At 65.4% G+C, this 25,863-nt stretch carries 24 protein-coding genes; 6 read left to right on the top strand and 18 right to left on the bottom strand.

The window, feature by feature from the left end; translation table 11 throughout:
* Nucleotides 1–57: 57 nt before the first annotated feature.
* From ACQR1X_RS03015 to ACQR1X_RS02970, 10 genes are all read right to left on the bottom strand, one after another.
* Nucleotides 58–1,017: a Gfo/Idh/MocA family oxidoreductase gene (locus ACQR1X_RS03015; RefSeq protein ID WP_316183238.1), complete on the bottom strand. Its 960-nt coding sequence runs from the start codon at nt 1,015–1,017 to the stop codon at nt 58–60.
* Nucleotides 1,018–1,881 carry a class III extradiol dioxygenase subunit beta gene (locus tag ACQR1X_RS03010; protein WP_434873641.1) on the bottom strand — a complete coding sequence of 288 codons (864 nt, stop codon included), beginning with the start codon at nt 1,879–1,881 and terminating at the stop codon, nt 1,018–1,020.
* Entirely contained in the window at nt 1,882–2,271 is a 390-nt protein-coding gene (gene ligA, locus ACQR1X_RS03005) for a protocatechuate 4,5-dioxygenase subunit alpha (RefSeq protein WP_257168873.1), read from the bottom strand.
* Nucleotides 2,272–2,283: 12 nt separating this feature from the next.
* Nucleotides 2,284–3,198, bottom strand: a complete 915-nt coding sequence (locus ACQR1X_RS03000; RefSeq protein ID WP_316183236.1) for an amidohydrolase family protein — start codon at nt 3,196–3,198, stop codon at nt 2,284–2,286.
* Between the two features lie 8 nt (nt 3,199–3,206).
* A complete protein-coding gene (locus tag ACQR1X_RS02995) occupies nt 3,207–4,130 on the bottom strand; it encodes a DUF1932 domain-containing protein (protein WP_434873639.1) in 924 nt (307 codons plus the stop codon).
* Nucleotides 4,131–4,136: 6 nt separating this feature from the next.
* A complete protein-coding gene (gene ligK / locus ACQR1X_RS02990; RefSeq protein ID WP_434898293.1) occupies nt 4,137–4,832 on the bottom strand; it encodes a 4-carboxy-4-hydroxy-2-oxoadipate aldolase/oxaloacetate decarboxylase in 696 nt (231 codons plus the stop codon).
* A gap of 17 nt (nt 4,833–4,849) precedes the next feature.
* Entirely contained in the window at nt 4,850–5,875 is a 1,026-nt protein-coding gene (locus ACQR1X_RS02985) for an amidohydrolase family protein (protein WP_315802429.1), read from the bottom strand.
* A 43-nt stretch (nt 5,876–5,918) separates the two neighbouring features.
* Nucleotides 5,919–7,295 (bottom strand): MFS transporter, encoded by a 1,377-nt coding sequence (locus ACQR1X_RS02980; RefSeq protein WP_316238989.1) that lies wholly within the window; start codon nt 7,293–7,295, stop codon nt 5,919–5,921.
* Nucleotides 7,296–7,808: 513 nt separating this feature from the next.
* The gene (locus ACQR1X_RS02975) at nt 7,809–8,708 is read right to left on the bottom strand and encodes a LysR family transcriptional regulator (protein ID WP_315802427.1); all 900 of its coding nucleotides are present in this window, start codon (nt 8,706–8,708) and stop codon (nt 7,809–7,811) included.
* A 275-nt stretch (nt 8,709–8,983) separates the two neighbouring features.
* Complete coding sequence (locus ACQR1X_RS02970; protein ID WP_315802546.1) at nt 8,984–9,397, bottom strand: TspO/MBR family protein; 414 nt, start codon at nt 9,395–9,397, stop codon at nt 8,984–8,986.
* A 275-nt stretch (nt 9,398–9,672) separates the two neighbouring features.
* Between ACQR1X_RS02970 and ACQR1X_RS02965 the strand changes: the two genes are divergently transcribed.
* Nucleotides 9,673–10,632 carry an AAA family ATPase gene (locus ACQR1X_RS02965; RefSeq protein ID WP_434898292.1) on the top strand — a complete coding sequence of 320 codons (960 nt, stop codon included), beginning with the start codon at nt 9,673–9,675 and terminating at the stop codon, nt 10,630–10,632.
* 5 nt (nt 10,633–10,637) lie between these two features.
* A complete protein-coding gene (locus tag ACQR1X_RS02960; RefSeq protein WP_434898291.1) occupies nt 10,638–12,014 on the top strand; it encodes a vWA domain-containing protein in 1,377 nt (458 codons plus the stop codon).
* A gap of 268 nt (nt 12,015–12,282) precedes the next feature.
* Here the strand turns inward: ACQR1X_RS02960 and ACQR1X_RS02955 are convergent, their stop codons facing one another.
* The 4 genes from ACQR1X_RS02955 to ACQR1X_RS02940 all read right to left on the bottom strand — a co-directional run bounded on the left by ACQR1X_RS02955 (nt 12,283) and on the right by ACQR1X_RS02940 (nt 16,106).
* Nucleotides 12,283–12,558: a hypothetical protein gene (locus ACQR1X_RS02955; protein ID WP_434898290.1), complete on the bottom strand. Its 276-nt coding sequence runs from the start codon at nt 12,556–12,558 to the stop codon at nt 12,283–12,285.
* 724 nt (nt 12,559–13,282) lie between these two features.
* On the bottom strand, nt 13,283–13,729 hold the full coding sequence (locus tag ACQR1X_RS02950) for a RidA family protein (protein ID WP_315802423.1): 447 nt from the start codon (nt 13,727–13,729) through the stop codon (nt 13,283–13,285).
* Between the two features lie 12 nt (nt 13,730–13,741).
* Nucleotides 13,742–15,436 (bottom strand): benzoate-CoA ligase family protein, encoded by a 1,695-nt coding sequence (locus ACQR1X_RS02945; protein ID WP_315802422.1) that lies wholly within the window; start codon nt 15,434–15,436, stop codon nt 13,742–13,744.
* A 175-nt stretch (nt 15,437–15,611) separates the two neighbouring features.
* Entirely contained in the window at nt 15,612–16,106 is a 495-nt protein-coding gene (locus ACQR1X_RS02940; RefSeq protein WP_315751998.1) for a MarR family winged helix-turn-helix transcriptional regulator, read from the bottom strand.
* Between the two features lie 305 nt (nt 16,107–16,411).
* On the opposite strand from ACQR1X_RS02940, the gene ACQR1X_RS02935 reads away from it, so the two are divergent.
* The gene (locus ACQR1X_RS02935) at nt 16,412–17,596 is read left to right on the top strand and encodes an ABC transporter substrate-binding protein (RefSeq protein ID WP_316183228.1); all 1,185 of its coding nucleotides are present in this window, start codon (nt 16,412–16,414) and stop codon (nt 17,594–17,596) included.
* A gap of 20 nt (nt 17,597–17,616) precedes the next feature.
* Complete coding sequence (locus tag ACQR1X_RS02930; RefSeq protein WP_315751999.1) at nt 17,617–18,075, top strand: cupin domain-containing protein; 459 nt, start codon at nt 17,617–17,619, stop codon at nt 18,073–18,075.
* 118 nt (nt 18,076–18,193) lie between these two features.
* On the opposite strand, the gene ACQR1X_RS02925 is transcribed toward ACQR1X_RS02930, so the two are convergent.
* The 4 genes from ACQR1X_RS02925 to ACQR1X_RS02910 form a co-directional block, all read right to left on the bottom strand.
* Nucleotides 18,194–19,441 (bottom strand): flavin-dependent oxidoreductase, encoded by a 1,248-nt coding sequence (locus ACQR1X_RS02925; protein WP_434891128.1) that lies wholly within the window; start codon nt 19,439–19,441, stop codon nt 18,194–18,196.
* Nucleotides 19,442–19,495: 54 nt separating this feature from the next.
* Nucleotides 19,496–21,844 (bottom strand): bifunctional salicylyl-CoA 5-hydroxylase/oxidoreductase, encoded by a 2,349-nt coding sequence (locus ACQR1X_RS02920; RefSeq protein ID WP_434882185.1) that lies wholly within the window; start codon nt 21,842–21,844, stop codon nt 19,496–19,498.
* A gap of 87 nt (nt 21,845–21,931) precedes the next feature.
* Entirely contained in the window at nt 21,932–22,768 is an 837-nt protein-coding gene (locus tag ACQR1X_RS02915) for an enoyl-CoA hydratase family protein (RefSeq protein ID WP_315802417.1), read from the bottom strand.
* A gap of 48 nt (nt 22,769–22,816) precedes the next feature.
* The gene (locus tag ACQR1X_RS02910) at nt 22,817–23,578 is read right to left on the bottom strand and encodes an SDR family NAD(P)-dependent oxidoreductase (protein WP_434898380.1); all 762 of its coding nucleotides are present in this window, start codon (nt 23,576–23,578) and stop codon (nt 22,817–22,819) included.
* Between the two features lie 170 nt (nt 23,579–23,748).
* Between ACQR1X_RS02910 and ACQR1X_RS02905 the strand changes: the two genes are divergently transcribed.
* Nucleotides 23,749–24,579, top strand: coding sequence for an alpha/beta fold hydrolase (locus ACQR1X_RS02905; protein WP_434898289.1), 831 nt, complete (start codon nt 23,749–23,751; stop codon nt 24,577–24,579).
* Nucleotides 24,576–25,862, top strand: a complete 1,287-nt coding sequence (locus tag ACQR1X_RS02900; RefSeq protein WP_434898288.1) for an acyl-CoA dehydrogenase family protein — start codon at nt 24,576–24,578, stop codon at nt 25,860–25,862. The genes ACQR1X_RS02905 and ACQR1X_RS02900 overlap by 4 nt, the downstream gene beginning before the upstream one ends.
* Nucleotide 25,863 lies beyond the last annotated feature (1 nt).

The following is a 25,863-nucleotide window of genomic DNA, read 5'->3' as shown; positions in this document are numbered from 1 at the left end:
TCCAGGCGCCGCCGAGGGTCCCCTCCCCGCGCGCCGAGACGCGAGGAGGGAATCGGCTCAGCCCTTCGCGAGCTGCGCGTCGAGGTCGTGCAGCACCTGGTAGCAGGGCAGCACCTGGGCAACGGACGCGTTGGGCTCGCGGCCCTCGCGGATCGCGGCGAAGAACTCGCGGTCCTGCAGCTCGATGCCGTTCATGGAGACATCGACCTTGGAGACGTCGATCTTCTCCTCCTTGCCGTTCACCAGATCGTCGTAGCGCGCGATGTAGGTGCCGGTGTCGCCGATGTAGCGGAAGAAGGTGCCGAGCGGGCCGTCATTGTTGAACGACAGCGACAAGGTGCAGATTGCGCCATTGGCGGCCTTGAGCTGGATCGACATGTCCATCGCGATGCCCAAGGTCGGATGGATCGGCCCCTGGATCGCATTGGCCTTCACGATCGGCGAGCCCGCCTGGTAGGCGAACAGGTCGACGGTGTGCGCGGCGTGGTGCCACAGCAGATGGTCCGTCCAGCTGCGCGGCTGGCCCAGCGCATTCATATTGGTGCGGCGGAAGAAGTAGGTCTGCACATCCATCTGCTGGATGTGAAATTCGCCGGCCTTGATCTTCTTGTGCACGAACTGGTGGCTCGGATTGAAGCGGCGGGTGTGGCCGCACATCGCAACCAAGCCGGTCTCCTTCTGCAGCTCGACGACCTGCTGGGCGTCCTTCAAGGAGTCGGCGAGCGGAATCTCGACCTGCACGTGCTTGCCGGCCTTGAGGCAGTCGATCGCCTGCGCAGCGTGCATCTGCGTCGGCGTGCAGAGAATGACGGCGTCGACCTCCGGCAGCTTGAGGCTGTCGGCGAGCTCAGTCGCGACGTGCTTGATGCCGTATTTGTCGGCGACTTCCTTGGTCTGGTCGAAGCGGCGGCCGACCAGCGACACCACCTCGACGCCATCGATGTTCTTGATGCCGTCGAGATGCTTGATGCCGAAGGCGCCGGCGCCGGCGAGCGCGACCTTGATCGTCTTGGCCATTTAGTTGTTCTCCAGGATCAGATGGCCGACCGCGGTGTTGCTGGCCGGCACATGATAGAAGCGGTGGCGCACGGTCGGAGCGTTGCCCTTCTTGGTCTCGTTGACGTCGCTCATGGCGCCGCGCGCGATCAGCCACATCACGAGCTCGATGCCCTCGCTGCCGGCCTCTCGGACGTAGTCGATATGCGGCACCTTGGACAGGCCTTCGGGATCGTTGATCAGCTTGTCCAGGAACATGTTGTCCCATTCCCGGTTGATCAGGCCGGCGCGCGGACCCTGCAACTGGTGGCTCATGCCACCGGTGCCCCAGATCTGCACGTTGAGCGGCTCGTCATAGCTCTCGATCGCCTTGCGGATCGCCTTGCCCAGCATGAAGCAGCGGCGGCCCGACGGCACCGGATACTGCACGACGTTGACGGCGAACGGGATGACGGGGCACGGCCATGCATCGACCTGGCCGAAGATCAGGCTGAGCGGCACGGTGAGGCCGTGGTCGACATCCATCTTGTTGACGATGGTGAGATCGAAATCGTCCTGGATCACCGACTGCGCGATATGCGCGGCGAGCTTCGGATGTCCGATCACCTTGGGCACCGGGCGCGGCCCCCAGCCCTCGTCGGCCGGCTGATATTCGGCTGCGGTGCCGATCGCGAACGTGGGAATCATGTCCAGGCTGAAGGCGGTCGCGTGGTCGTTGAAGACCAGGAACACCACGTCCGGCTTCTGCTCCTTCTCCCACTGCTTGGCGAAATCGTAGCCGGCGAACACCGGCTTCCAATAATCCTCGCCGGTCTTGCCGAGGTCGAGGGCGGCGCCGATCGCCGGCACGTGCGAGGTGAAAACGCTTGCGGAGATTTTTGCCATTTACTTCTTCTCCCCGGTGTAGCGGTTGCCCTCAACCGAGCGGCCGCCCTTGATCATCATCTCGCGATACTGGTCTTCAGTCATGCCGGTCATGCTGCCGGCCATTTGCTGAAAGCTCTTGCCGTCGGTCGCGCCGATCTTGGCGAGGAAGTAGATGTTGCCACCAAGCGCAATGCAGCGGTTGAGGTCGCGGTCGAGCACGGCCTGCTTCTGCTCCTCGCTCATCGGCCATTCGTCGAGATAGGCGCGCTCGTTGGCCTTGAAGCGGGCGCGGTTCTCCGCCTTCATCAGCGACATGCAGAACTGGTTGAGGTGATAGCCCATCCGCGACATGTCCGCGTCGAAGATGGTCGTGCCGGGAACGTCGGTATAGGGTTTGTCGAGCGACATCGCTTCCCTCCTTCAGGATTCTTCGGGCCAGTACAGCCGCATCGGATTGTCGACCAGGAGCTTCTGCTGCAGCTCCGCGGTGACGGCGATGTGGGGAATGAAGTCGACCAGCAGGCCGTCATCGGGCATGTGGTCCTTGAGGTTCGGGTGCGGCCAGTCGGTGCCCCACAGCACGCGATCCGGGAAAGTCTCGACGATGCGCTTCGCAAACGGCACCACGTCGCGATAGGCGTTCTGCTCGCCGTTCAGCGCTGGCGGTCCCTTGACCGAGAGACGCTCCGGGCAGCTCACCTTGGACCAGACGTTGGAATGCTCGCGCATGAACTTCACGAACAGCTCGAACTCCGGGCCATCGACCGGCTTGGTCACGTCAGGACGACCCATGTGGTCGACGACGACGGTGGTCGGCAGCGACGTGAAGAAGTCCCACAGCTCGGGCAGGTCGACGGCTTCGAAATAGATCACGACGTGCCAGCCGAGCTTGTTGATGCGGTTGGCGATCTCGATCAACTCGTCCTTCGGCGTGAAGTCGACCAGGCGCTTGACGAAGTTGAAGCGGACGCCGCGCACGCCGGCGTCGTGCATCGCCTGCAACTCGGCGTCGGTGACGCTGCGCTTGACGGTGGCGACACCGCGCGCCTTGCCGTTCGAATGCGCCAGCGCATCGACCATCGCGCGGTTGTCGGCACCGTGGCAGGTCGCCTGCACCACGACGTTGCGGGCGAAGCCGAGATGGTCGCGCAGCGCGTAGAGCTGCTGCTTGGAGGCGTCGCAGGGCGTGTACTTGCGCTCGGGCGCATAGGGGAATTCGGCGCCAGGGCCGAACACGTGGCAATGCGCGTCGACGCTGCCGGCCGGCACCTTGAAGCGCGGCTTCGACGGGCCGTCGTACCAGTCGAGCCATCCCGGGGTCTTCTGGAACTCCATGAGGTTCCCTACTCCTTGGACTTGATCTTGTTAATGATACGATCGGCCTCGGTGCGCCAATCCGGGCTGCGCGCGAACTCCTTGGTGCCGCGCGTGCCGAACAGGCCCTCATCGGCGAGATCGGCGACCCAGGCCTGGCGCTCGGCGGTGCCGTCCGCCGACCACGGCGTCAGCCCGATGTCGCGTACGGTCTCGGCCACCTCCCTCACCTCCTCGGCGCGGCGGCGGCCATGCTCGATGACCCGCTGAAAGAAATAGGCGCCCTGCTTCTCCCAGTCGATCCCGGGAAAGGTCTCCTTCAGCGAGGCCAGCACCGCGTCCTCGACGCCATAGGCGCGGGCGGTGGTGAAGCTCTCGATCACCATCGCCTCCAGGCCCTTGATCATGATGCTGCGGCACATCTTTGTGGCCGAGGCCACGCCGAGCTTGTCGCTAGCGGGCTTCGCGGCAAAGCCCAGATCGTTGAGCAGCGGCGCCAGCTCGCGCGCGCCGGCGCCTCCCAGCAGCAGCGGCACCTTGATGCGATAGGGCGGCACCGAGGTCATCACCGCGCCTTCGACATAGCGGCCGCCGGCGCCGTCGATCAACGCGGCCGCGCGCTGCTTGGCGCCGGGCGAAGCCGAGTTGAAGTCGAGGAACCACGCGCCTGGCTTGATCTTCGGAGCGCAGGCTTCCGCCACCGCCACGTCCTGACTGGCGGTCACTGCCGAGACGATGAAGTCGGCCTGCGCCGCCAGTTCGGCATGCGAGGCCGTGAGCGTCACGCCGATGCTCTCGGCATGGCTGCGCATCGCGTCGCCGCGGCTGTCCGCCAGCTTCACATCATAGGCCGAGACGCGCACGCCATCCTTGCGCAGATCCTCGGCGAGGATCTTGCCGACCTCGCCGTAGCCGATCAGCCCGACATGCCACTGGTTCGACGCCGCGGTCATCGCTGCTCAATCGATGTATTTGAGCCCGGCCTTCGCCAGCGGCTCGCGCATCTTGTACATGTCGAGGCCGAGCACGCCCGACGCCAGCTTCTCGCGCTTGTCGGCCTCGTTGGCCTCGCGCGCCGCGGCCGCATCCGCCGCCTGATGTGCGACCGCGGCCGGCACCACGACGATGCCGTCGACATCGGCGACGATCACGTCGCCCGGATTGACCGCGGCGCCGGCGCAGACGATCGGGATGTTGACCGAGCCGAGCGAGGCCTTGACCGTGCCGCGCGCGGAGATCGCGCGCGAGAACACCGGGAACTGCATGTCGGTGAGATCGGCGACGTCACGGACGCCGCCGTCGATGACGAGGCCCTGCGCGCCGCGGGCGCGGAAGCTGGTCGCCAGGAGATCGCCGAAGAAGCCGTCGGTATTCTCGACCGTGCAGGCCGCGACGACGACGTCGCCGGGCTGGATCTGCTCGGCCGCGACATGCAGCATCCAGTTGTCGCCGGGCTGCAGCAGCACGGTGACGGCCGTGCCGCACATCTTGGCGGTCGGATAGATCGGGCGCATGTAGCATTGCATCAGGCCGACGCGGCCCATCGCCTCGTGGATGGTGGCGACGCCGAACTTCGACAGCTTCTCCACCGCCGCCTTGTCGGCGCGGTTGATCTTCGTCTTGACGATGCCGAGATTGTTCATGGGGGTGCTCATATCGCCTGCCCTTTAGATTACTTGCCCTTGGCCTTCAACGCGGCGTCGAGACGCGGGAACACGCGCCGCGCATTGCCTTCGTAGATCTGGTGGCGCTGCTCGGGGGTCAGCTTGGCGGCCTCGATGTAGCGCTTGGTGTCGTCGTAGTAGAAGCCGGTCTCCGGATCGATGCCGCGGACGGCGCCGATCATTTCCGACGCGAACAGGATGTTGTCGATCGGGATCACGCCGGTCAGGAGGTCGATGCCCGGCTGGTGATAGACGCAGGTGTCGAAGAAGATGTTGTTGAGCAGATGGTCCTTCAACAGCGGCTTCTTCAGCTCCTGGGCGAGGCCGCGGAACCGGCCCCAGTGATACGGCACCGCGCCGCCGCCATGCGGGATCAGGAACTTCAGGGTCGGGAAGTCCTTGAACAGGTCCGACGTCAGGCACTGCATGAACGCGGTGGTGTCGGCGTTGAGATAATGCGCGCCGGTGGTGTGGAAGCAGGCATTGCAGCTGGTCGAGACGTGGATCATCGCGGGGATGTCGAGCTCGACCATCTTCTCGTAGATCGGATACCAGTGCCGGTCCGACAGCGGCGGCGAGGTCCAGTGGCCGCCGGACGGGTCCGGGTTCAAATTGATGCCGACGAAGCCGTAGTCCTTGATGCACTTCTCGAGCTCGGGAATGCAGGTCTTGGGGTCCACGCCCGGCGACTGCGGCAGCATCGCGACGCCGATGAAATTGTCCGGGAACAGCTTGCTGACGCGGTAGCAGAGCTCGTTGCAGATCCCAGCCCAGGTCGAGGACACCTGGAAGTCGCCGATATGGTGGGCCATGAAGCTCGCGCGCGGCGAGAACACGGTGAGGTCGCTGCCGCGCTCCTTCATCTTCTTGAGCTGGTTGCTCTCGATGCTCTCGCGCAGCTCGTCGTCGCTGATCGAAAGCTCCGACGCCTTGGGCATGACGGAGGGATCCTTGATGCCCGCGATCTGCCGGTTGCGCCACTCTTCGAGCGCCTTCGGAGCCGTCGTGTAATGGCCGTGCACGTCGATGATCACGTCAGTCTCTCCCTCAGATTGTCTCGCGAGCCAGCTAGCGCCTTCAATGCGCCGCCACGGGGGCGCCGACATCCTTGCCGCTGGCGCGGCCTCCCGGTCCCACGACCTGCTTTACCACAAGGGCGAGCGCCGCGATCAAGCCGGGAACTGCGATCACGGTGAAAATCTCGCTGAAGGTCAGGTGCCGCGCGGTCAATTCGGCGACCAGGAACGACCCGGCGATACCGCCGAAGCGACCGATGCCCATCATCCAGGCGACACCGGTGGCGCGGCCCTGGGTCGGATAGAACGCCGCGGCCAGCGCCGGCAGCGACGACTGCGCCGTGTTCATGACCACGCCGGCGACGAACACGATCACCACCAGGAAGCCCATGTTGCCAGCCGCCTGCCCAATCAGGAAGATCGTGACCGCCGTCAGCGCATAGCCGACCGCGACGATGCGGTTGGCGTTGAAGCGGTCCATCAGCACGCCGAAGAACACCGCCCCGACGCCGCCGAGCGGGAACAGCGCCGAGATCAGCGTCGCGGTCTGCGGGTTCAGCCCGACATCCTTGAACAGGATCGGCATCCAGTTGATCAGCGAATAGAAGATCACCAGGCCCATGAAATAGGTGACCCACAGCATCAGCGAGCCCACACGCAGCACCGGCGACAGCACCATGCCGATGCCGGTGGCATTGACGCGCCGGGTGGTCTCGGCATGCTCCGGCTCCAGCATCACGAACTGGCCGACTTCGGAGGCGGCAGAAGAGACCCTGCGCATGACCTTACGGACACGCTCCACACTGGCGCCTCGCGACAACAGGTAATGCACCGATTCCGGCAGGATCGCGATCAGCAGCACCGTCAGCACCAGCGGGGTGACGCCGCCGAGCACCAGCACGCTGCGCCAGCCCCATTGCGGGATCATCCACGCCGCGAGAAAGCCGCCGCATGCCGCGCCCAGCGGAAAGCCGCAGAACATCAAATTGGTCATGGTCGCGCGCAGCCGGCCCGGGCAATACTCGCTGAGCAGGGTCACGGCATTCGGCATGGCGGCACCGAGGCCGATACCGGTGACGCAGCGGAGCACGGTGAGCTCGGTGAGGTTGCTCGCGAACGCCGAGGCAAGACAGGCGATGCCGAAGATCAGCACGGAGCCGACCAGCACCAGCTTGCGGCCGAGACGATCGGCGATAGGCCCTGCGAACAGCGCCCCGCCGGCAAGGCCGAACAGCGCCGCGCTCAGCACCGGTCCCAGCGCCGACTTCTCGATGCCCCACTCCTTCAGGAGCGACGGCGCGATGAAGCCGATCGCCGCGGTGTCGAAGCCGTCGAGCAGCACGATGACGAAGCCGAGCGCGAAGATCAGCCACTGGAAGCCGGAAAACGGGTGGTCGTCGAGAAAGGCCTGGACGTCGACACGGGCGGTCGTTGGCATCGCTTCTGCTTCCTTGGGGTGCTGTTCTGGCGCATCAACCGAGGTCCGCAGACGCCCGTTCCTCGCGTGGTCGGGTCTTGCAGCTTCGGCAGCTTGACAGGCTATGTGACGGACAGGGACAGCGCGCACCAGCGCCCGGGGGCTTCTATCAGCTATTCCGAAACGGCATAAGATATCACATGAGCCATGCTGAATTTAGAATGGGTCTGGAGAGGCCGCCACAGCCGCTTGGGCGCGACGTCGAGGCTCACACCTCCACCTCCCCAGGCGACGCTGCTACACTTGAAGATCGGAGCTTTGCGCTCGCGTGTCTCCAAGTCGTCAGGGCCGGGCTTGTCCCGGCCATCGACGTTGGTCGGCATCCTGGGAATGACGTGGATGCCCGGGACGAGCCCGGGCATGACGGAGTAACTCACTGGCGGGGTTGCTCGTCCCAGGAGTCCGATATCTTCACATGCCCGCCTTGAACCTCCAGGGGACAATGGCACCGCCCGAACCGAACTGACGCAGCGCTCAGCGCGGCAGCTTCCTGATCAACGCGGTCGCCAGCTTGATCGTCTGCTGCGCCAGCGGCGTTGGGCGCTTGTGCGCCGAAGTGACGAAGCACAGCACGCTTGTCGGGGCCGGCTCGGTCAGCGGCCGGATCGCGAGCTCGCCGGCGCGGCCCGAGGCGGCGACGCCGCTCGGGGTCAGCACCGCGTGGCCGTAGCCGGCGCAGACGAGATCGATGATCGAGGGCACGCTCGATACCTCCCAGGCGATGTCGAGCTTGATCCCGGCGAGCGCGGCCTGCGTCTCCAGCAGGCGCCGCATCGCGTGCACCCGCTCCGGCATGATCAGGCTGTAGCGCGACAGCTCGGCCATCGGCAGCGGCGCGGTGACGCGGCGCTTGCCCTTCGGCGCGTGGCTGACGAGGGCGAGCGGCTCCTGCAGCACCGGCGTGATCTCGATGCCGGCCTGCGCCTCGGGATTGTAGACCATGCCGACATCGATGCGGCCCGTGGTGACCCACTCGACCACATGCGTCGACAGGCCCTCGACCACGGCGAGGCGCGCGGCCGGATATTCCTTCCGGAAGCGATCGATCAGCGGCAAGGTCAATTGCCGCGCGATGCTCGGCGGCAGGCCGATGGTGACGCGGCCGACCGGCGCATCGCGGCTGGCGCCGAGATCCTCGCGCGCATGCGCCACCAGCTGCAGCACGCCGACGCTGTGGTCGAGCAGCCGCTTCCCCGCTTCAGTCAGTTCGACGCCGCGCCCGTTGCGCGCGAACAGCTGCTGCTTCAATTCCGATTCCAGCGCCCGCACCTGCCGCGACAGCGCCGGCTGCGCCACGTCGAGCACGGACGCGGCCTTGCTGAACGAGCCGAGCTCGGCGACCTGGACGAAGTATTCGAGCTGCTTGAGGTTCATGGGCGGTGGCCCCGCGAATGCCCGTGGTGTGACGCGAACTCGGAGCCGCAAGCGCGCTGCAACCTCGCCCCGCTTGCGGGGCCGCGACGAGCTTCGCTCGCGCTGAGAGGTCGGATTGCATCGTCAGATGCAATCCGGGTGAGGGGGTACAGGTCTATCCGCGAACACCCCCCGCGCGGCTGCCCCTCACCCCAACCCTCTCCCCGTAAGAACGGGGAGAGGGAGCGCACCGTTGTTCTCATCTGACAGCGAGCTTTCATCAAACCCGCCTCATCTCAATTCAACACGTTCACCGAAAAATTCAGCACCGACGCAAACCCTACCCAGCACGCATAGGGCACGAACAGCAACGCGGCGATCCGATCCTCGCGCCATTGCATCACGATGAAGATCACGATCAGCACGAACATGCTGGCGATGATCGCGAACGCGACCCACATCAGATGCGCGGTGAAGAACACCGGCGACCAGGCGAAGTTCAGCACCAGCTGTCCCCACCACACCTGCATCACAGCGCCGCTTTCGACCCGCTCATAGGTGCGCCAGCCGGCGACCGCAATCATGATGTAGAGCACGGTCCAGGCGATCGGAAACAGCCAGCCCGGCGGGGTGAACCAGGGCTTGTTGAGCGAGCCGTACCAGGCGCCGGGCATGTTGGAGGCGCCGATGATCCAGCCGCCTCCGACCACGAGGACCAGCAGGACGAGGAGATGCAGGATGGATCGGTTCATATTCCGCTCGGCGTGATTTACAGGAGGAGGTTCTCGGTCCGTCCGCTGGCGACCGGCAGCCATGCGGCTTGGGCACCCACGCACGCACTGGACAGGGCTGCCGGGTGCGCGTAGCCAGGACATAACACAATGCGAGGAAAAGTCAGGGTTTTCGCCCTGATACCAACGTCCAGGGACCGGAACGCCGATCACATCTGCGCCGGGTCCTGATACCAGGAAACGGAGTTTCGTCAGTGGCTGATTCCCCGGCCTCCCCTTCAGCCATCGCCTCGATCGCGGCCGTCGAAGCCGGCCTCGCCGCGCAGGGCTATATCGCCAGCCGCCAGATCGCCACCGCCGTCTACCTGTCGCAGGCGATCGACAAGCCGATCCTGGTTGAGGGGCCGGCCGGCGTCGGCAAGACCGAGCTCGCCAAGGCGATCGCCGCCTGGCGCGGCCTGAAGATGATCCGGCTGCAATGCTATGAGGGTCTCGACGAGGCCAAGGCGCTGTACGAGTGGAAATACGCCAAGCAGCTGCTCTACACCCAGATCCTGAAGGACAAGCTCGGCGAGGTGCTCGGCGGCGCCCAGACCTTGCATGCCGCGCTCGGCCAGCTGCATGATTTCGGCGACGTGTTCTTCTCCAAGGAGTTCGTCGAGCCGCGGCCGCTGCTGCAGGCGCTGCTCGAGCCAAACGGTTGCGTACTGCTGATCGACGAGATCGACAAATCCGACGCCGAGTTCGAATCGCTGCTGCTGGAGATCCTCTCCGATTTCCAGGTTACGATCCCCGAGCTCGGCAGCATCGCCGCCGCAAAGCCGCCGACGGTGATCCTGACCTCCAACTCCGAGCGCAATCTCGGCGACGCGCTCAAGCGGCGCTGCCTGCATCTGCACATCGGCTTCCCCGAGCAGAAGCTGGAGGAGCGCATCGTCGAGAGCCGCGTGCCCGGCATCGCGCAGAATCTGCGCCGGCAGCTCGTGGCCTTCATCCACGACGTCAGGACGCTCGACCTGAAGAAGCAGCCTTCGGTGAGCGAGACCATCGATTGGGCGCGCGTGCTGGTGCTGCTGCAGGCCGCTGAACTCGACCACGAGGTGGTCAAGGACACGCTCAACGTGCTGCTGAAATACGAATCGGACATCGAGGTCGCGCTGCCGCAGGTGACGACCTTCGTCGCCAAGGCGCAGCGACAGAACATCTTCGGGTAGGCGCCATGCAGGAGAACCTGCATCGGTTCTTCCGGGCGGCGCGCGGCGCCGGCGTGCACGTCTCGCCGGCCGAGAGCATCGACGCCATGCGCGCGGTGGCGAGCGTCGGTCTCGCCGACCGCACGGTGCTGCGCGACAGCCTGCTGCTGACGCTCGCCAAGAGCGAGGACGAGAAGAAGGCGCTCGGCGCCTGCTTCGACCTGTTCTTCGCCCATGTCGATCCGGCGCAGGCCGAGGCGGATGACGAGACGCGGCAGGACGCGGCGTCGAAGGAGGCCCAGGCAGCTCCGCCATCATCGGGACAGCCGGCCGGCGCCGAGGCGGATGCCGAGCTTGGGCCCCTCGCCCAGATGCTGCTGACGCAGAACACGGCTGACATCTCGGCCGCGATCGCCAACGCGTCCAGCGCCGTCGGGCTGTCGGAGATCCGCTACTTCACCCAGCGCGGCCTGTTCTCCAGCCGCATGCTGGAGACGATGGGCATCCAGCGGCTGCGCGACGATCTGGATACGCTCACCGAAACCAATCCGTCATTGGCGGAGCGGCTGCAGGCCGGGCTCGACGGCCTGCGCGACACCGTGCGCGATGCCGTCGCGCAGGCGCTGGCGCTGTACGGCCGAGAAGAGACCGAGAATCTGCGCCACGAGATCCTGCGCAATGCCCAGCTCTCGCGCATCGAGCCGCGCCAGGTCGCGGCGATGCGGGCGCTGATCCGGCAGATCGCGCGCCGCCTGCGCGAGCGCTATGCGAAGCCGCGCAAGCGCCAGCGCCGCGGCCATCTCGACGTCCGCCGCACGCTCCGCCGCAACGCCGCCTGGGGCAGCGTGCCCTTCCTCACCGCGTGGAAGCGACGGCACCGCGACCGCCCGAAGATCGTGGCGCTCTGCGACGTTTCCGGCTCGGTCGCCCGCGTCTCGGATTTCTTCCTGCTGCTGATCCACAGCCTGCACGACGTCGTCAGCGATGTTCGCTCGTTCGCGTTCTCCGGCCACCTGATCGAGGTCAGCGAGATCCTGGAGCAGAATCCGGCCGAGGAGGCCATGGCCGAGATCATGCACAAGGTCGGCTTCGGCTCGTCCGACTACGGCTCGTCGCTGGTGGATTTCGAGAAGCAGTTCATGGCCTCGGTGACGCCGCAGACCACCGTGATCATTCTGGGTGATGCCCGCAGCAACAAGCTCGACCCACGCGCCGACATCCTCAAAGCCATCTCCGAACGCGCCAAGCGCGTGGTCTGGCTCAATCCAGAGGGCCGCATGACCTGGGGCTGGGGCGATTCAGAGATGCCGCGCTACCAGACCTTCTGCAACGTCGTCCGCCCCTGCGCGACAGCTCAGCAATTGGAACGCGCTGTGAGCGACATCGTCTCGGCGTATCAGTAGCACTCCGCTCTCCCCACGCGTCATTGCGAGCGCAGCGAAGCAATCCAGGGCCGAGTGCGCGACTCTGGATTGCTTCGTCGCTGCGCTCCTCGCAATGACGCCATAAGTTCGTAGGGTGGACAAAGCCGTCGTGCGGAGTAAGCCGCACGATCGCGTGCCCACCGGCGGACCATCCGCGAACAACGGCGGGCACGGCGCGATCAGACAGTGCCAAAAAACAATCGCGATCAGGGCGCGCCTTTGCCCACCCTACGCACCGGGAGCGGAGCTACCGGCCCCCCGCCGCCCGCTTCAACAATGCCGCACGCTGCTGGTCCGTAAAACTCACCCCCGACTTCTTCTCCACCACGCGCACCGCCCACGACCGCATCGGATCGTCATCCACCCGCGCCGGCTCGCGCAGAATGGCGACGCCGATCTCCAGCATCTTGGCATCGGCCTGATGCTCGATGCCGCCGCCACCGACGCTCGCCAATGCCAGCGCGCCGGCCGCAGCGCCGATGCCGGCGGCCAGCGCCGTCGTCACGAAGAGTTTCCAATCCAAGTCCGCCCCCCTGCTCTCATCCGCCCCTGGGCGGCCACGCTCGAACAGGTTGGTGGCCGCGACATGGCGATCTCGCGTCCATCGTTCGACAGAGGGCGCATCAGACGACCACAATTGTTCGACGAACGAAGCGCGATGCCTGCGAACTGTGATGTGCTGTGTGACTGCCCGCCGCGTTACCATGTCGCAGCGCTCGAGCCTTGTGTCGTCGGGCAAATCACGACGATGCTTGCGCCCAACCTGCTCCGGCGAAGAGGGGCGTACGCGTCGTCACGATACGTGGGGCAGGCTGCGGTGGACGCCGTTGCATCATGCGCTTGTTGCGCGGACGAGTGATGTCGTGGCGTACGGTGAAGTCGTGATGTCCTGATACCCCGACGCTGGTATCACCCGCGCAACGCGCTACGCGCGTTGTCGCGAACGCGACGAGGCTTCGCCTCGCGCGGAGGTGGCCAACAAGCCCGGCGCACCAGGGAGACCACGTATAATCCGTCAAACATCGCGCAGGGAAGGCCGGCATGTTCGGCCCACCTGTGGTTCCTGCCCCGTGCATTTTTGATCGCACGGGGGCCGCGGGTGTGGTGGACACCCGGCCTTCCCTGCGCCCTCGATTTTCGCCGGGGGTGATCGACCAGCAAAGCTCGGGCCGACCAGCCGCGAGAGCGCGATGTCATATTCCAGATTCGACCGATCAAAGACGGGCCCCTGCCGGCAGCACCCGCCCTCAGCGCGGCACCACCGCAGTCGCCTCGATCTCCACCCGCGCGGCCTTCTCGACCAGCCTGACGACCTGCACCAGGGCCATCGCGGGATAATGACTGCCAAAGATCTCGCGATAGATCTTCCCAAGCTCCTTCAGATGGCCGAGATACTCATCCATGTCGACGACATACCAGGTCAGGCGCACCAGGTGCTCCGGACGCGCATGGCCCTCGGCCAGGATTGCGGAGATGTTTTCCAGCGCCTGCCGCACCTGCGCGACGAAGCCGTCGGCGAGCGTCTCGCTCGCGTCCCAGCCGATCACGCCGCCGGTGACGACGATGCGCCCCTCGGCGCTGATGCCGTTGGCATAGCCCTTTGGCATCGGCCAGCCGCTCGGCTGCAGCACGCGCATGCCCTCGGCCTCATCCTGCTTCACCACGGCCAGCGTGGGCGCCTTGGTCGTGCTCACGACTGTGCCTCCTTATCGATTGTCAGCGCCGGACGGCGGCGCGGCCACGCCTTGCGCCAGCTGCCGCAGGGCAAAGCGCTTCAGCTTGCCGGTCTCGGTCTTGGGCAACTGTGTCACGAACTCGATCGCACGCGGATATTTGTACGGTGCGATCTCGCGTTTGACATGCTCCTGCAGTTCGGCCACCAGCGCCGGCGTGCCTTCGGCTCCCGGCGCCAGCACGACATAGGCCTTCACGACCATGCCGCGCGCGTCGTCGGGAGCACCGACAACGCCGCACTCGGCAACCGCCGGATGCGTCAGCAGCGCCGCTTCCACGTCAGTGCCGGCGATGTTGTAACCCGAGGATACGATCATGTCATCGGAGCGCGACTGGTACCAGAAGTAGCCGTCCTCATCCATCACATAGGTGTCGCCGGTGACGTTCCAACCGTTCTGAACATATTTGCGCTGACGCTCGTCGGCGAGATAGCGGCAGCCGGTGGGACCGCGCACTGCGAGCCGCCCCATCGTGCCCGGCGGCACGTCGCGGCCCTCGTCGTCGACGATCTTGGCCTCGTAGCCCGGCACCGGCTTGCCGGTGGCGCCGGGGCGGATCTCGTCCTCGATGGCGCTGATGAAGATGTGCAGCATCTCGGTCGAACCGATGCCGTCCATCAGCTTCAGCCCGGTCGCCTTCAGCCAGGCGTCGAAGGTCGGCTTCGGCAGGGTCTCACCGGCGGAAACGCATTTGCGCAGCGAGGAGATGTCGCGCCCCTCGAGCTTGCTCAGCATCGCCCGATAGGCGGTCGGCGCCGTGAAGCAGATCGTGGCCTTGGTGCGCTCGATGGCCGCGAGCAGATCGTCCGGCGAGGTCTTTTCCAGCACGACATAGGATGCCCCGATATGCATCGGAAACAGCACGCCGCCGAAGCCGAAGGTGAAGGCGAGCGGTGCGGTGCCGATGAAGCGGTCGCTCTGGCTGGCGCGCAGCACGTTGCGGGCGTAGCCGTCGCACACTGCGAGCATGTCGCGGTGAAAATGCATGGTGCCCTTGGGATCGCCGGTCGTACCGGAAGTGAAGGCGATCAAGCAGAGATCGTCGGAGGCGGTGTCGACTGCGGTGAACTCCGGGCTGGCATCGGCGATCAGCGCTTCCAGCGCGCTGGGCTGGCCGTTGCCCCAATAGACCACCTGCTTCAGCGCCGGCGCGATCGGGCGGGTCTTTTCCATCTCGTCGGCGAGCTTGCCGTCGCACAAGGCCAGCGCGATCTGCGCCTTCTGGATCGGATAGGACAGCTCTTTGGCACGCAGCAGCGGCATGGTGGCGACCACGATGCCGCCGGCCTTGATGACGGCCAGATAGGTGGCAACCATCATCGGATTGTTGGCGGAGCGGAGCAGCACGCGGCCGCCGGGCACGAGGCCGAGCTTGCCGACCAGGACGTTGGCGATCCTGTTCACCAGGGCCTGCAGCTCACGATAGGTGTAGCCGATGTCAGCGCTGATGATGCACGGCGCATCGCCCCGCCCCTCATTCACCCAGCGATCGACGAAATGCGTCACGCAGTTCAGCCGCGGCGGATATTGGAATTCGGGCCGGCTGAAGACGAAGTCAGGCCACAGCTCGCGTGGCGGCAGATTGTCCTGGGCGAAGGTGTCGACGTGAGCGCTGTGCGCATGCGCACTGGCGCTCTCCGGCTGCTGAACCTTGGCGGCAGTGGCCATCACACGCTCCTGTCTGAAGGGAAGAACGCCCGGCACGTTTCAGTCCTAAACATTTTAGACTTAAAACATCTGGACGCAAGAGCCGAAGATAGCCGAAGATTGTGCACTGCCCGCAAATTGTTTGAGCGTTTGCCGCGCGTGGCAGCGTGGCGTGCGACGTCCTGTCAGGCCCGCTTCAATCCTGCCGGCGCTGCACGGCCTTCTGCGCCGACCCCTTGGTCTTGGCGAGCAGCCGCATCAACTCGCGCACGTCCTTCTCCGTGAGATCGCCGAAGATATCCGCGATCCAGGTCTCGTGCTCGGCCGCCATCTTGCGGAATTCGGCGCGGCCGAGCTTGGTCAGCCGGATCACCTGGACGCGGCGGTCGGTATCGGAGGTGCGGCGATCCAGATGGCCGGATTCGACGAGGCGCTCGACCAGTCCGGTGACGTTGCCGTTCGAGACCATCATGCGCTTGGAGACGTCGGACAGGGTCATGCCATCAGGCGCCTTGTCGAGCTGCGCCATCAGGTCGAAACGCGGCAGGGTCACGTCGAAACGCTCGCGCAGCCGGCTGCGGATCTCGCCTTCGATCAGCGTCGTGCAGGTGAGCAGGCGCAGCCACAGCCGCAGCTCCTCGGCATGGTCCTCGGGCAGCTCGACGGCCTTGGTCTCGGAATCAAGCGTCATGACGGAATCACTTGGGCACGTTCAGCCTCGTCGGGCGAGGCTCGTGAGTTTGACCTTCAGGACCTCCCGGGAGCAAGGAAAAATGTACCGTCATTTTGCGCAGGACGATGAGGCGGCAATTCCTTTAACCTTCAAGCAATTGGCGCGGCGCTTGCATGCGTGCCGAAACTGCCCTTTCCGCAAGCAGCTCGCTTGCAGCTGAGGGCGTCATCAGACTAGGCTTGTGACCAAGCTGCGGTCTGGCCCATCGTTTGGTCAGGTGCAAAAAACATAAACCTGAAATTCCGCATCCCGGGGGAGTTGTCATGAAAATGAGTTCGAAGCTGGCCGGTCTCGGCGTCGGTCTTGGCATTGCTGCGAGCCTGCTCGCCCAGCCGACGCTGGCCGCCGACAAGATCAAGATCGGCGTCATCGTCACCCTCTCCGGCCCCGCCGCCGCGCTCGGCGGCCAGGTCCGAGACGGCTTCAACCTTGCCATCAAGGACCTCGGCGGCAAGATGGGCGGCAAGGACGTCGAGGTGGTCGTCGCCGACGACGAGCTCAAGCCGGACGCCGCGATCACCAAGGTCAAGGGCCTGCTCGAGCGTGACAAGGTCGACTTCGTCGTCGGTCCGATCTTCTCCAACATGCTGCAGGCGATCCACCGGCCGGTCACCGAGAACAAGACCTTCCTGATCAGCCCGAATGCCGGTCCGTCCAGCTACGCCGGCAAGGAGTGCAGTCCCTACTTCTACGTGACCTCGTACCAGAACGACCAAGTGCATGCCGTTCTCGGCAAGGTCGCGCAGGACCGCGGCTACAAGAAGATGTATCTGCTGGTTCCGAACTACCAGGCCGGGCGCGATTCCGTCGCCGGCTTCAAGCTCGACTACAAGGGCGAGATCGTCGAGGAGTCCTACGTCCCCCTCAACACGCTCGATTTCCAGCCTGAACTGTCCAAGATCTCCTCGCAGAAGCCGGACGCCGTGTTCACTTTCATGCCGGGTGGCATGGGCGTGAACCTCGTCAAGCAGTTCAAGCAGGCCGGCCTTGCCGACACCATTCCGGTGCTCTCGGCCTTCACGGTCGACGAATCCACGCTGCCTGCGCAGCAGGACGCCGCGGTCGGAATGTTCGGCGGCGCCAACTGGGCGCCCAATTTCGACAATCCGCAAAGCAAGAAGTTCGTCGCCGGCTACGAGGCCGCCTACAACAGCGTGCCCGGCACCTACGCCATGCAGGCCTATGACGCCGCGCTTTTGATCGACAGCGCCGTGAAGGCGGTCAATGGCGACCTCAGCAACAAGGATGCGGTGGCCGCGGCGCTGAAGAAGGCCGATTTCGCCTCGCTGCGCGGCAACTTCAAGTTCAACACCAATGGCTACCCGATCCAGGACTTCTATCTGACCAAGGTCGCCAAGCGGCCCGACGGCAAGTTCCAGACCGAAATCGTGCAGAAGGTGTTCGAGAACTACGCCGACCGCTACGCCAAGGATTGCGCGGCCAAGTAACAACAGGGAGCGAAACCAACATGAATCATCCGGAAATCGCCGGCATCACCCGGGCCAATGAGGGCATCCAGGGCATCTCCTGGAACATCCTCGGCCAGGTCTACGTGCCGAAGAACCGCACCGAGCACAGCTTCTCCTGGCATGCGACGTTCCCGGTCGGCACCTTCGTGCCGCCGCACATCCATCCCGACCAGGACGAGTATCTCTACATCCTCGAGGGCCGGCTCGACTTCTTCCTCGACGGCGCCGAGGAATACGCCACCGCCGGCGACACGGTGCGGCTGCCAATGGGCAAGCCGCACGGCATCTTCAACAAGTCGCAGCAGACGGCGAAGACCTTGTTCTGGGTGTCGCCGACGCGGCGGCTCTACGAGCTGTTCTGGGCGATCCACAACATGCGCGAGCAGAACCCCGACGACGTCGTGAAGCTCGCCGCCGAGCACAACATCCACTTCCTGCCCCCGCCTCCGGGGGCGTGAGCCGGGCTGGTGCTTGGGTTCGAACTATACCGCAGAATGCAGGCGGCTCCCTCTCCCCGTTCTTACGGGGAGAGGGCTGGGGTGAGGGGCAGCCCGGAAAACGGTGCTCGACGCTGACTTACGACGCCTGTCGCGTCACCATCCGCGCGGCAAATCCAGCCCGGCTGGCATAGCCGCGCACGATGCCTTCGCGGGCTTCGTAGTTGAGGATGGTGTTGATGTCGCTGAACCCCTGCGGCGCGAGCTGCTCGACGGCATCGATGACGCCCTCGGGGCCGCCGCGACGGTTGGACGCGACGATCTCGGCCGTCATCGGCAGCCGCTTCTGCTCATAGGTCATCAGCGCCTGGCGCGGATGCTCGGAGCGGGCCAAGGCATCAGCGAGCGCTCGGGCATCGAGAATGGCCTGCGAGGCGCCGTTGGAGCCGACCGGGTACATCGGATGCGCGGCGTCGCCCAGCAGCGTGACGCGGCCACTCGACCAGTAAGGCAACGGATCGCGGTCGCAGCAGGGATATTCCCAGAACTCCGGCGTCGCCTGCACCATCGCGGCGAAGTCGACCTGGGGAATGGAGAAGCCGTTGACATGCGGCATCAGCTCGTCGGCCTTGCCGAGCCGCGACCAGTCCTCGCGCCGCGGCGGCGCGGTGTTGGCATCGCCGATGCGCACCAGCACGGCCCAGTTGGTGAGGCGGCTCGCGGGGCTCGAGCCCTCGGCGATCGGATAGATCACCGCCTTGGCGTTGAGGCCGCCGGCGATGATCATCGAACGCCCGGTCAGGAACACCGGCCAGTCGGTGGCGCCGCGCCACAGCATCAGGCCGTTCCAGCACGGCGCGCCCTCGTTCGGGAACAGCGTCTGCCGGACCTTGGAATGGATGCCGTCGGCGCCGATCAGCACGTCGCCGCGGGCGGTGTGGACATGGGCGCCGGTGCGGTCGAAGAAATACGCGGTGACCCCGCCCTCATCCTGGGTGAAGGCGCCGAGCCGGCAGCCGGTGTGGACCTTCTCAGGCCCGAGCCGCTGCATCACCGCCTGATGGATCACGCTCTGCAGACGGCCGCGGTGAATCGAGAATTGCGGCACGTCATGGCCGGCATCGAGCCCGCGGGTCTCGTGCCAGACCTCCTGGCCGCGCCGGGTCAGGTAGAACAGCTCATAGGTCCGGATGGCGACCTCGTCGAGCCGGTCGAGCAGCCCGAGCTGGGCGAGCTCGCGGATCGCGTGCGGCAGGGTGTTGATGCCGACACCGAGCTCGCGGATTGCATCCGCCTGCTCGAACAGCTCACAGTCGATGCCGCGCGCCCGCAGCATCAGAGCCGTGGTCAATCCGCCGATACCGCCGCCTACGATGATCGCCTTCATCGTTCCCTACTCCACTCGTACTTCGCATACCGGGCGGCAGCGTTGCACAGCGGCTCACTCCGCCGCAAGCGGCTTCGCAGCCTCGGCCTTCAGCTCGGCCCGCGTTTTCGGCTTAGCCTTAATCTTCAGCTCCTCGAAATCCTGCCGGTCGCGGACGCTGTTGCGGAAGATCTGCTCCTTGCCCGGCAGATATTGCGGTGGACAGAACATGTCGGCGCCGTACCAGGCCGCGGCCTTCATCGTGAAGGCGGGGTCGACCAGATGCGGACGGCCGAGCGCGACGAGATCGGCGCGGCCGGCGGCGAGGATGGTATTGACCTGGTCGGCCGAAGTGATGTTACCGACGCACATGGTGGCGACATCAGCCTCATTGCGGACCTGGTCCGAGAACGGCGTCTGGAACATGCGGCCGTAGATCGGCTTGGCCTCGCGCACGGTCTGCCCGGTCGAGACGTCGACGAGATCGACGCCCGCCTCGCCGAAGGCGCGGGCGATCAGCACCGCGTCGTCACCAGTGATGCCGCCCTCGGCCCAGTCGGTGGCGGAGATGCGCACCGACATCGGCTTGTGCGCCGGCCACGCCGCGCGCATCGCCGCGAACACTTCCAGCGGGAAGCGCAGCCGGTTCTCCAGCGAGCCGCCGTACTCATCGGTGCGCCTGTTGGTCAGCGGCGATATGAAGCTCGCGAGCAGATAGCCGTGGGCGCAGTGCAGTTCGAGCATGTCGAATCCGCAGCGGTTGCCGCGCTCGGCCGCAGCGACGAAGTCGGTCTTGATCGCATCCATCGACTGGCGGTCGAGCTCGCGCGGCACCTGGCTGTCCGGAAAATACGGCAATGGCGACGCCGACACCACGTCCCAGCCGCCCTGCTCCAACGGCCGGTCGATGCCGTCCCACATCAGCTTGGTCGCGCCTTTGCGGCCGGCGTGGCCGAGCTGCAGCGCGAACTTCGCCTGCGAGTTCGCATGGACGAAATCGACGATGCGCGTCCACGCCGCCTCCTGGGCGTCGTTCCACAGACCGGCACAGCCGGGCGTGATGCGGGCACCGCGGCTGACGCAGGTCATCTCGGTGAACAGCAGACCCGCGCCGCCGATCGCGCGCGAGCCGTAATGCACCAAGTGGAAATCGCCAGGGACACCTTCCTCCGCCGAGTACATGCACATCGGCGACAGCACCGCGCGGTTCACGATTGTCATCTCGCGCAGCTTGAGCGGCTGGAACATCGGCGCCAAGGGCTTCTCGACATCGACATCAAAACCCTTGGCGCGGACCTGGCGCGCGAAGGCCTTGTCAACCTCGGCCACGAAGTCCGGCGCGCGCAGAGTGAGATTGTCGTAGGTGATCGCTTTCGAGCGCGTCATCACGCCGAACGCGAACTGAACCGGGTCGAAATCCCAGAAGCGGTCGACATGCTCGAACCAGACCAGCGACACGTCGGCGGCGTGCTGGGTCTTCTCGACCTCCTCGCGCCGGCCATGCTCGTAAAGATCGAGCGCCGCTGGAATGTTGGGCGCGCGCTGCATGGCGTCAGCCAGCGCGATCGCGTCCTCCATCGCAAGCTTGGTGCCCGAACCGATCGAGAAATGCGCGGTCGACTTGGCGTCACCGAGCAGCACCATGTTGTCCCTGACCCAGCGCTTGTTGCGGATCATCGGGAAATTGCGCCACATCGAGCGGTTGATCAGCAGCGGATGGTCGCCGAGGAACCAGCCGAAGATCTCCTTCATGCGATCGGCGGACTGCCGCTCGTCGAGCCCGGTCAGGCCGGCGCGCTCGAAGGTCTCGGGATCCGTCTCGAATATCCAGGTCGAGTGCCCCGCCTCATACTGATAGGCGTGCGCAATGAACGGGCCCCACTCCGTCTCCTGGAAGATGAAGGTGAAGGCATCGAGCGGCTTGGTCGAGCCCATCCACGCGAACTTGTTGGCGCGCAGGTCGACCTCGGGCTGGAAGTGATCGACATACTTCTGGCGGAAGCGGCTGTTGATGCCATCCGACAGGATCAGGAGATCGGCATCAGCGAATTGCGTCTCGTCCTCGAGATCGACCTCGAAGTGCAGAGCGACACCCAGCTCGTGGGCACGCTCCTGCAGGATGCGCAGCAGCGTGCGGCGCGAGCAGCCGCAGAAGCCGTTGCCGCCGACGCGATGCACCGTGCCGCGGAAGTGCACGGCGATATCATCCCAGTAGGCGAACTCCTGGGTGATGCGCTGGTAGCTCGGCAGATCGTGCTTCTCGAAATTGTCGAGCGTGGCGTCCGAGAACACCACGCCGAAGCCGAACGTATCGTCGGCACGGTTGCGCTCGTAGACCGCGATGTCGGCGCTGGGCCGCTGCTTCTTGAGCAATATCGCCGCATAGAGACCGGCAGGTCCGCCGCCGATGATCGCGATCTTCATGAGCGCCTCCGCTGGAGAGCCGAGCCAATGAAAATTATTTTAGACCTAAAATATCTCCTGGCAAGTCCCTTTGGTTCCCGCGGCCGCTCAATTGCCCTGGAAGACCGGTTTGGACTTGGCGGCGAACGCTTCGAAGGCGCGGTTGAAATCCTCTGTCGTCATGCACAAGGCCTGGGCAACTGCCTCCGCCTCGATCGCCTCCTCGACCGACATCGCCCATTCCATCGCCAGCATGCGCTTGGTCATCGTGTTGGCAAAGGTCGGGCCGTTCGCGATCTCTGTTGCCAGTGTCACGGCCTGCCCCAGCACGTCGGCGGGCGCGACGGTGCGGCTGAAGAAGCCCCAGCGCTCGCCCTCGTCCGCGCTCATGAAGCGGCCAGTGTAGAGCAGTTCGGACGCACGCGACTGGCCGATGATGCGCGGCAGGATCGCGCAGGCGCCCATGTCGCAGCCGGCAAGACCGACCTTGTTGAACAGGAACGCGACCTTGGCGCCGGTCGCTGCGAGACGAATATCGGAGGCCATCGCGACGATGGCGCCGGCACCGGCGCAGATGCCCTCGACGGCGGCGACGATCGGCTGCGGACAGGCGCGCATCGCCTTGACCAGGTCGCCGGTCATGCGGGTGAAGGCGGTGAGACCCTTGGTGTCCATCTTCACCAGCGGACCGATGATCTCGAACACATCGCCGCCGGACGAGAAGTTGCCGCCGGCGCCGGTCACGACCACCGCCTTGACCTCATCGTCGAAGGCACAGGCCCGGAAGAAATCGGTCAGCTCGCGATAGCTCTCGAACGTCAGCGGATTCTTGCGCTCGGGCCGGTTCAACGTCACGGTCGCGACGCGATCCTTGACCGTAAGCAGGAAATGGCTGGGCTTGTAGTCCGCCAGCGGCACGGTGACGGGGTTGGCCGGTCTCGACATGTAAGTTCCCTCTGTTCAACTGTTTTCGTTAGGCCAGGGCGCTGCGGCTCACACTTCGCCGCCGGCAACCGCGATCGCCTGCCCCGTGATCGCACCGGCACCGCTGCCGCACAGCCACAGCACAGTGTCGGCAACCTCCTGCGGCATGATGAGACGCCCCTGCGGATTGTGCTTGGCAAGCTCGGCGATCGCTTGCTCCCGGCTGCGGCCGGTCTTTTTCATGATGTTGTCGACGCTTTCCGCGACAAGATCGGTATCGGTAAAGCCGGGACACACGGCATTGACCGTGACGCGCGTCGCGGCCAGCTCCAGCGCCAGCGATCGCGTGAGGCCGACGACCGCATGCTTGGCCGCGGTGTACGCGCTGACATAGGGATAGCCCTTGAGGCCCGCGGTAGACGCCACTGCGACAATCCTGCCGTAGGGCCTGCCCTTCATCGCCGGCAGCACCGCCTGCACGGCGTGTACGACGCCCATGAAGTTGATGTCCATCATGCGGTGGAACAACGCGGTGTCGGATTTCAGGAACGGCGCCGATTCTGCGCTTCCCGCATTGGCGACCAGAATGTCGATCGGCTGATGCGCGGCGGCGCTTGCGGCTGCGGCATTGAGCGCCACCGGATCGGCAACATCGGCGATTGCGGCATGATCTGCGCATCCGGCCGCGATCGCCTCATCGAGCGTTGCGCGGTTGCGACCGACGATCGTCACGGTTGCGCCCGCAAGCTTCAAGGCGCGCGCGATTTCGCGGCCAATGCCGCGCCCGCCCCCGGTCACCATCGCATGCGCGGCTTGCGGAAGTCCGGACATGCGTGCGCCTCCTCTGATTTCGTTGGCTCGTCTCGACGGAGAAGTTATTTTAAACTTCAAATTTTTGCAACAACACGCCGGAAGCGGCTTGACACCTCGTTTACCGCGACTAGCGTTCAAGGGCCTGGAGCGAGCAACGTAGCGGCCTCGGGCATATCTCGGAGGTCTGCGTGCCTGCGTCGCAAATCGTTACCACGAAGGACGGCCGCTTCGGCTACGAGGCATCGGGGACGCCCGAGCAACAGAGCGTTGTGTTCCTGCACGGCATCGGTGGCGCCGCGCGCGCCTGGCGTGGTCAGCTCGATTATTTCGGCGAGCGCTGCCATGCGATGGCCTGGGACATGCCGGGCTATGGCCGATCCGCCCGGCTCGACATGGTCAGCATCACCACGCTCGCCGCTGCGCTCCAAGACTTCCTGATTCAGATCGGCGCCAAGCAGCCGATCCTCGTTGGTCATTCCATCGGCGGAATGATCGTACAGGAATGGTTGACGATGCATCCACAGGCCGCGTCGGCCGTGGTGTTGGCTCAGACCAGCCCGGCCTTCGGCAAGGCCGACGGCGACTGGCAGAAATCGTTCATCGAGGCCCGCCTCGGCCCGCTGGATCGCGGAGCGACGATGGCGTCATTGGCGTCGGGCCTGGTCGAGGAGTTGGTCGGCGACGATCCCGATCCGAACGGCCTTGAAATTGCAACCTCCTGCATGGCCGGCGTGCCCGAGGCAAGCTATCGCTCGAGCATGCTGGCCCTGCTCGGTTTCGACCGGCGACAAACCTTGAGGAACATCAAGGTGCCGACGCTGGTGCTCTCGGGATCGAAGGATCGCAACGCACCGGCGCCGATGATGGAGAAGATGGCGAGCTTCATTCCCGCGTCGAGCTATGTCGAGATCCAAGGCGCCGGCCATCTCGTCAATCTCGAACGGCCCGGCGAATTCAACACTGCGCTCGACGCCTTTCTGAGGGCGCACGCGACAACGACGGCAGCGGAGGCACAATGACCATTCAGGTCCAGAAGACGGCGACGGCATCCCGTGAGGCGCTCGACGCCCCGATGTTCGATCCGGCCGCGTACCGGCTGACCGCTGAGCAGGCCGACATCATCACTCGCGCTCGGCAACTCGGACAGAGCGTGCTGGCGGGCCGCGCCGCGACCTGGGATCGCGAGGCGAGCTTTCCGACTGAGAACTACAAGGACCTGCATCGCGCCGGCCTGCTCGGCATCTCCGTTCCCAAGGCTCTCGGCGGCCTCGGCGCCGGCTACCAGACCTATGCACTCACCGCCGCCGAGATCGGCCGCTATTGCGGCGCGACCGCGCTGACCTGGAACATGCACGTTTGCTCGACCTTATGGTCCGGACCGCTCGCCGACGACCTCGACATGGAGGACGACGTCCGCGCCGAGCATGAGCGGCGGCGCGCGATCCACTACAAGCGCATCGTCGAGGACGGCGCGATCTACTCGCAACCGTTCTCGGAAGGCGGCGCAGCCGCGGCGGGCGGCGTCGCCTTCGGCACCGAGGCCAAGCCGGTCAATGGCGGCTGGCTGATCAATGGCAAGAAGATCTTCGCCTCGCTTGCCGGACACGCGGATTATTATGGTGTGCTATGCACCGAGGTCAGCGAGGGCGAGAAGGCGTCCCGCCGCAACACGCTCTATCTCGCGGTGCCGGCGAAAACGGAGGGCGTCTCCGTCGTCGGCGACTGGGATCCGCTGGGCATGCGCGGCACGGTGTCACGCACGCTGCTGTTCAAGGATGTCTTCGTCGCGGAGGACGCCGCCTTGATGCCGCGCGGCGTCTACTTCCAGGCGGCCATGCGCTGGCCGCACATGTTCATGACGCTGTCGCCGACCTATATGGGCCTGGCGCAGGCGGCCTATGACTTCACCGTCAAATATCTGCGCGGCGAGGTGCCGGGCATGCCGCCGGTCAAGCGGCGGATGTATCCGACCAAGCAGATCGCGGTGGCGCAGATGCAGATCAAGCTGGAGCAGATCAAGGGCATCTGGTTCCAGGCGGTGACCGAGGCGCGCGCCAATCCGACCAAGGAGCAGGCGCTGCGCGCCTATGCGGCGCAATACTCGGTGATGGAGGGGGCCAATGACCTGGCGGCGCTCGCCATCCGCACCTGTGGCGGACAGTCGATGCTCAAGACGCTGCCGCTGGAGCGCATCTATCGCGACAGCCGTTGCGGCTCCCTGATGCTGCCCTGGACCGCCGAATTGTGCCTCGACCGCATCGGCCGCGAGGCACTGTACGAGCCCGGCGAGACGGACGACTGAG

The sequence above is a fragment of the Bradyrhizobium sp. HKCCYLRH3073 genome, assembly GCF_051167995.1.
In the GTDB taxonomy this organism is placed as follows: Bacteria; Pseudomonadota; Alphaproteobacteria; order Rhizobiales; family Xanthobacteraceae; genus Bradyrhizobium.
This window is presented reverse-complemented; position numbering and strand designations above follow the sequence as displayed.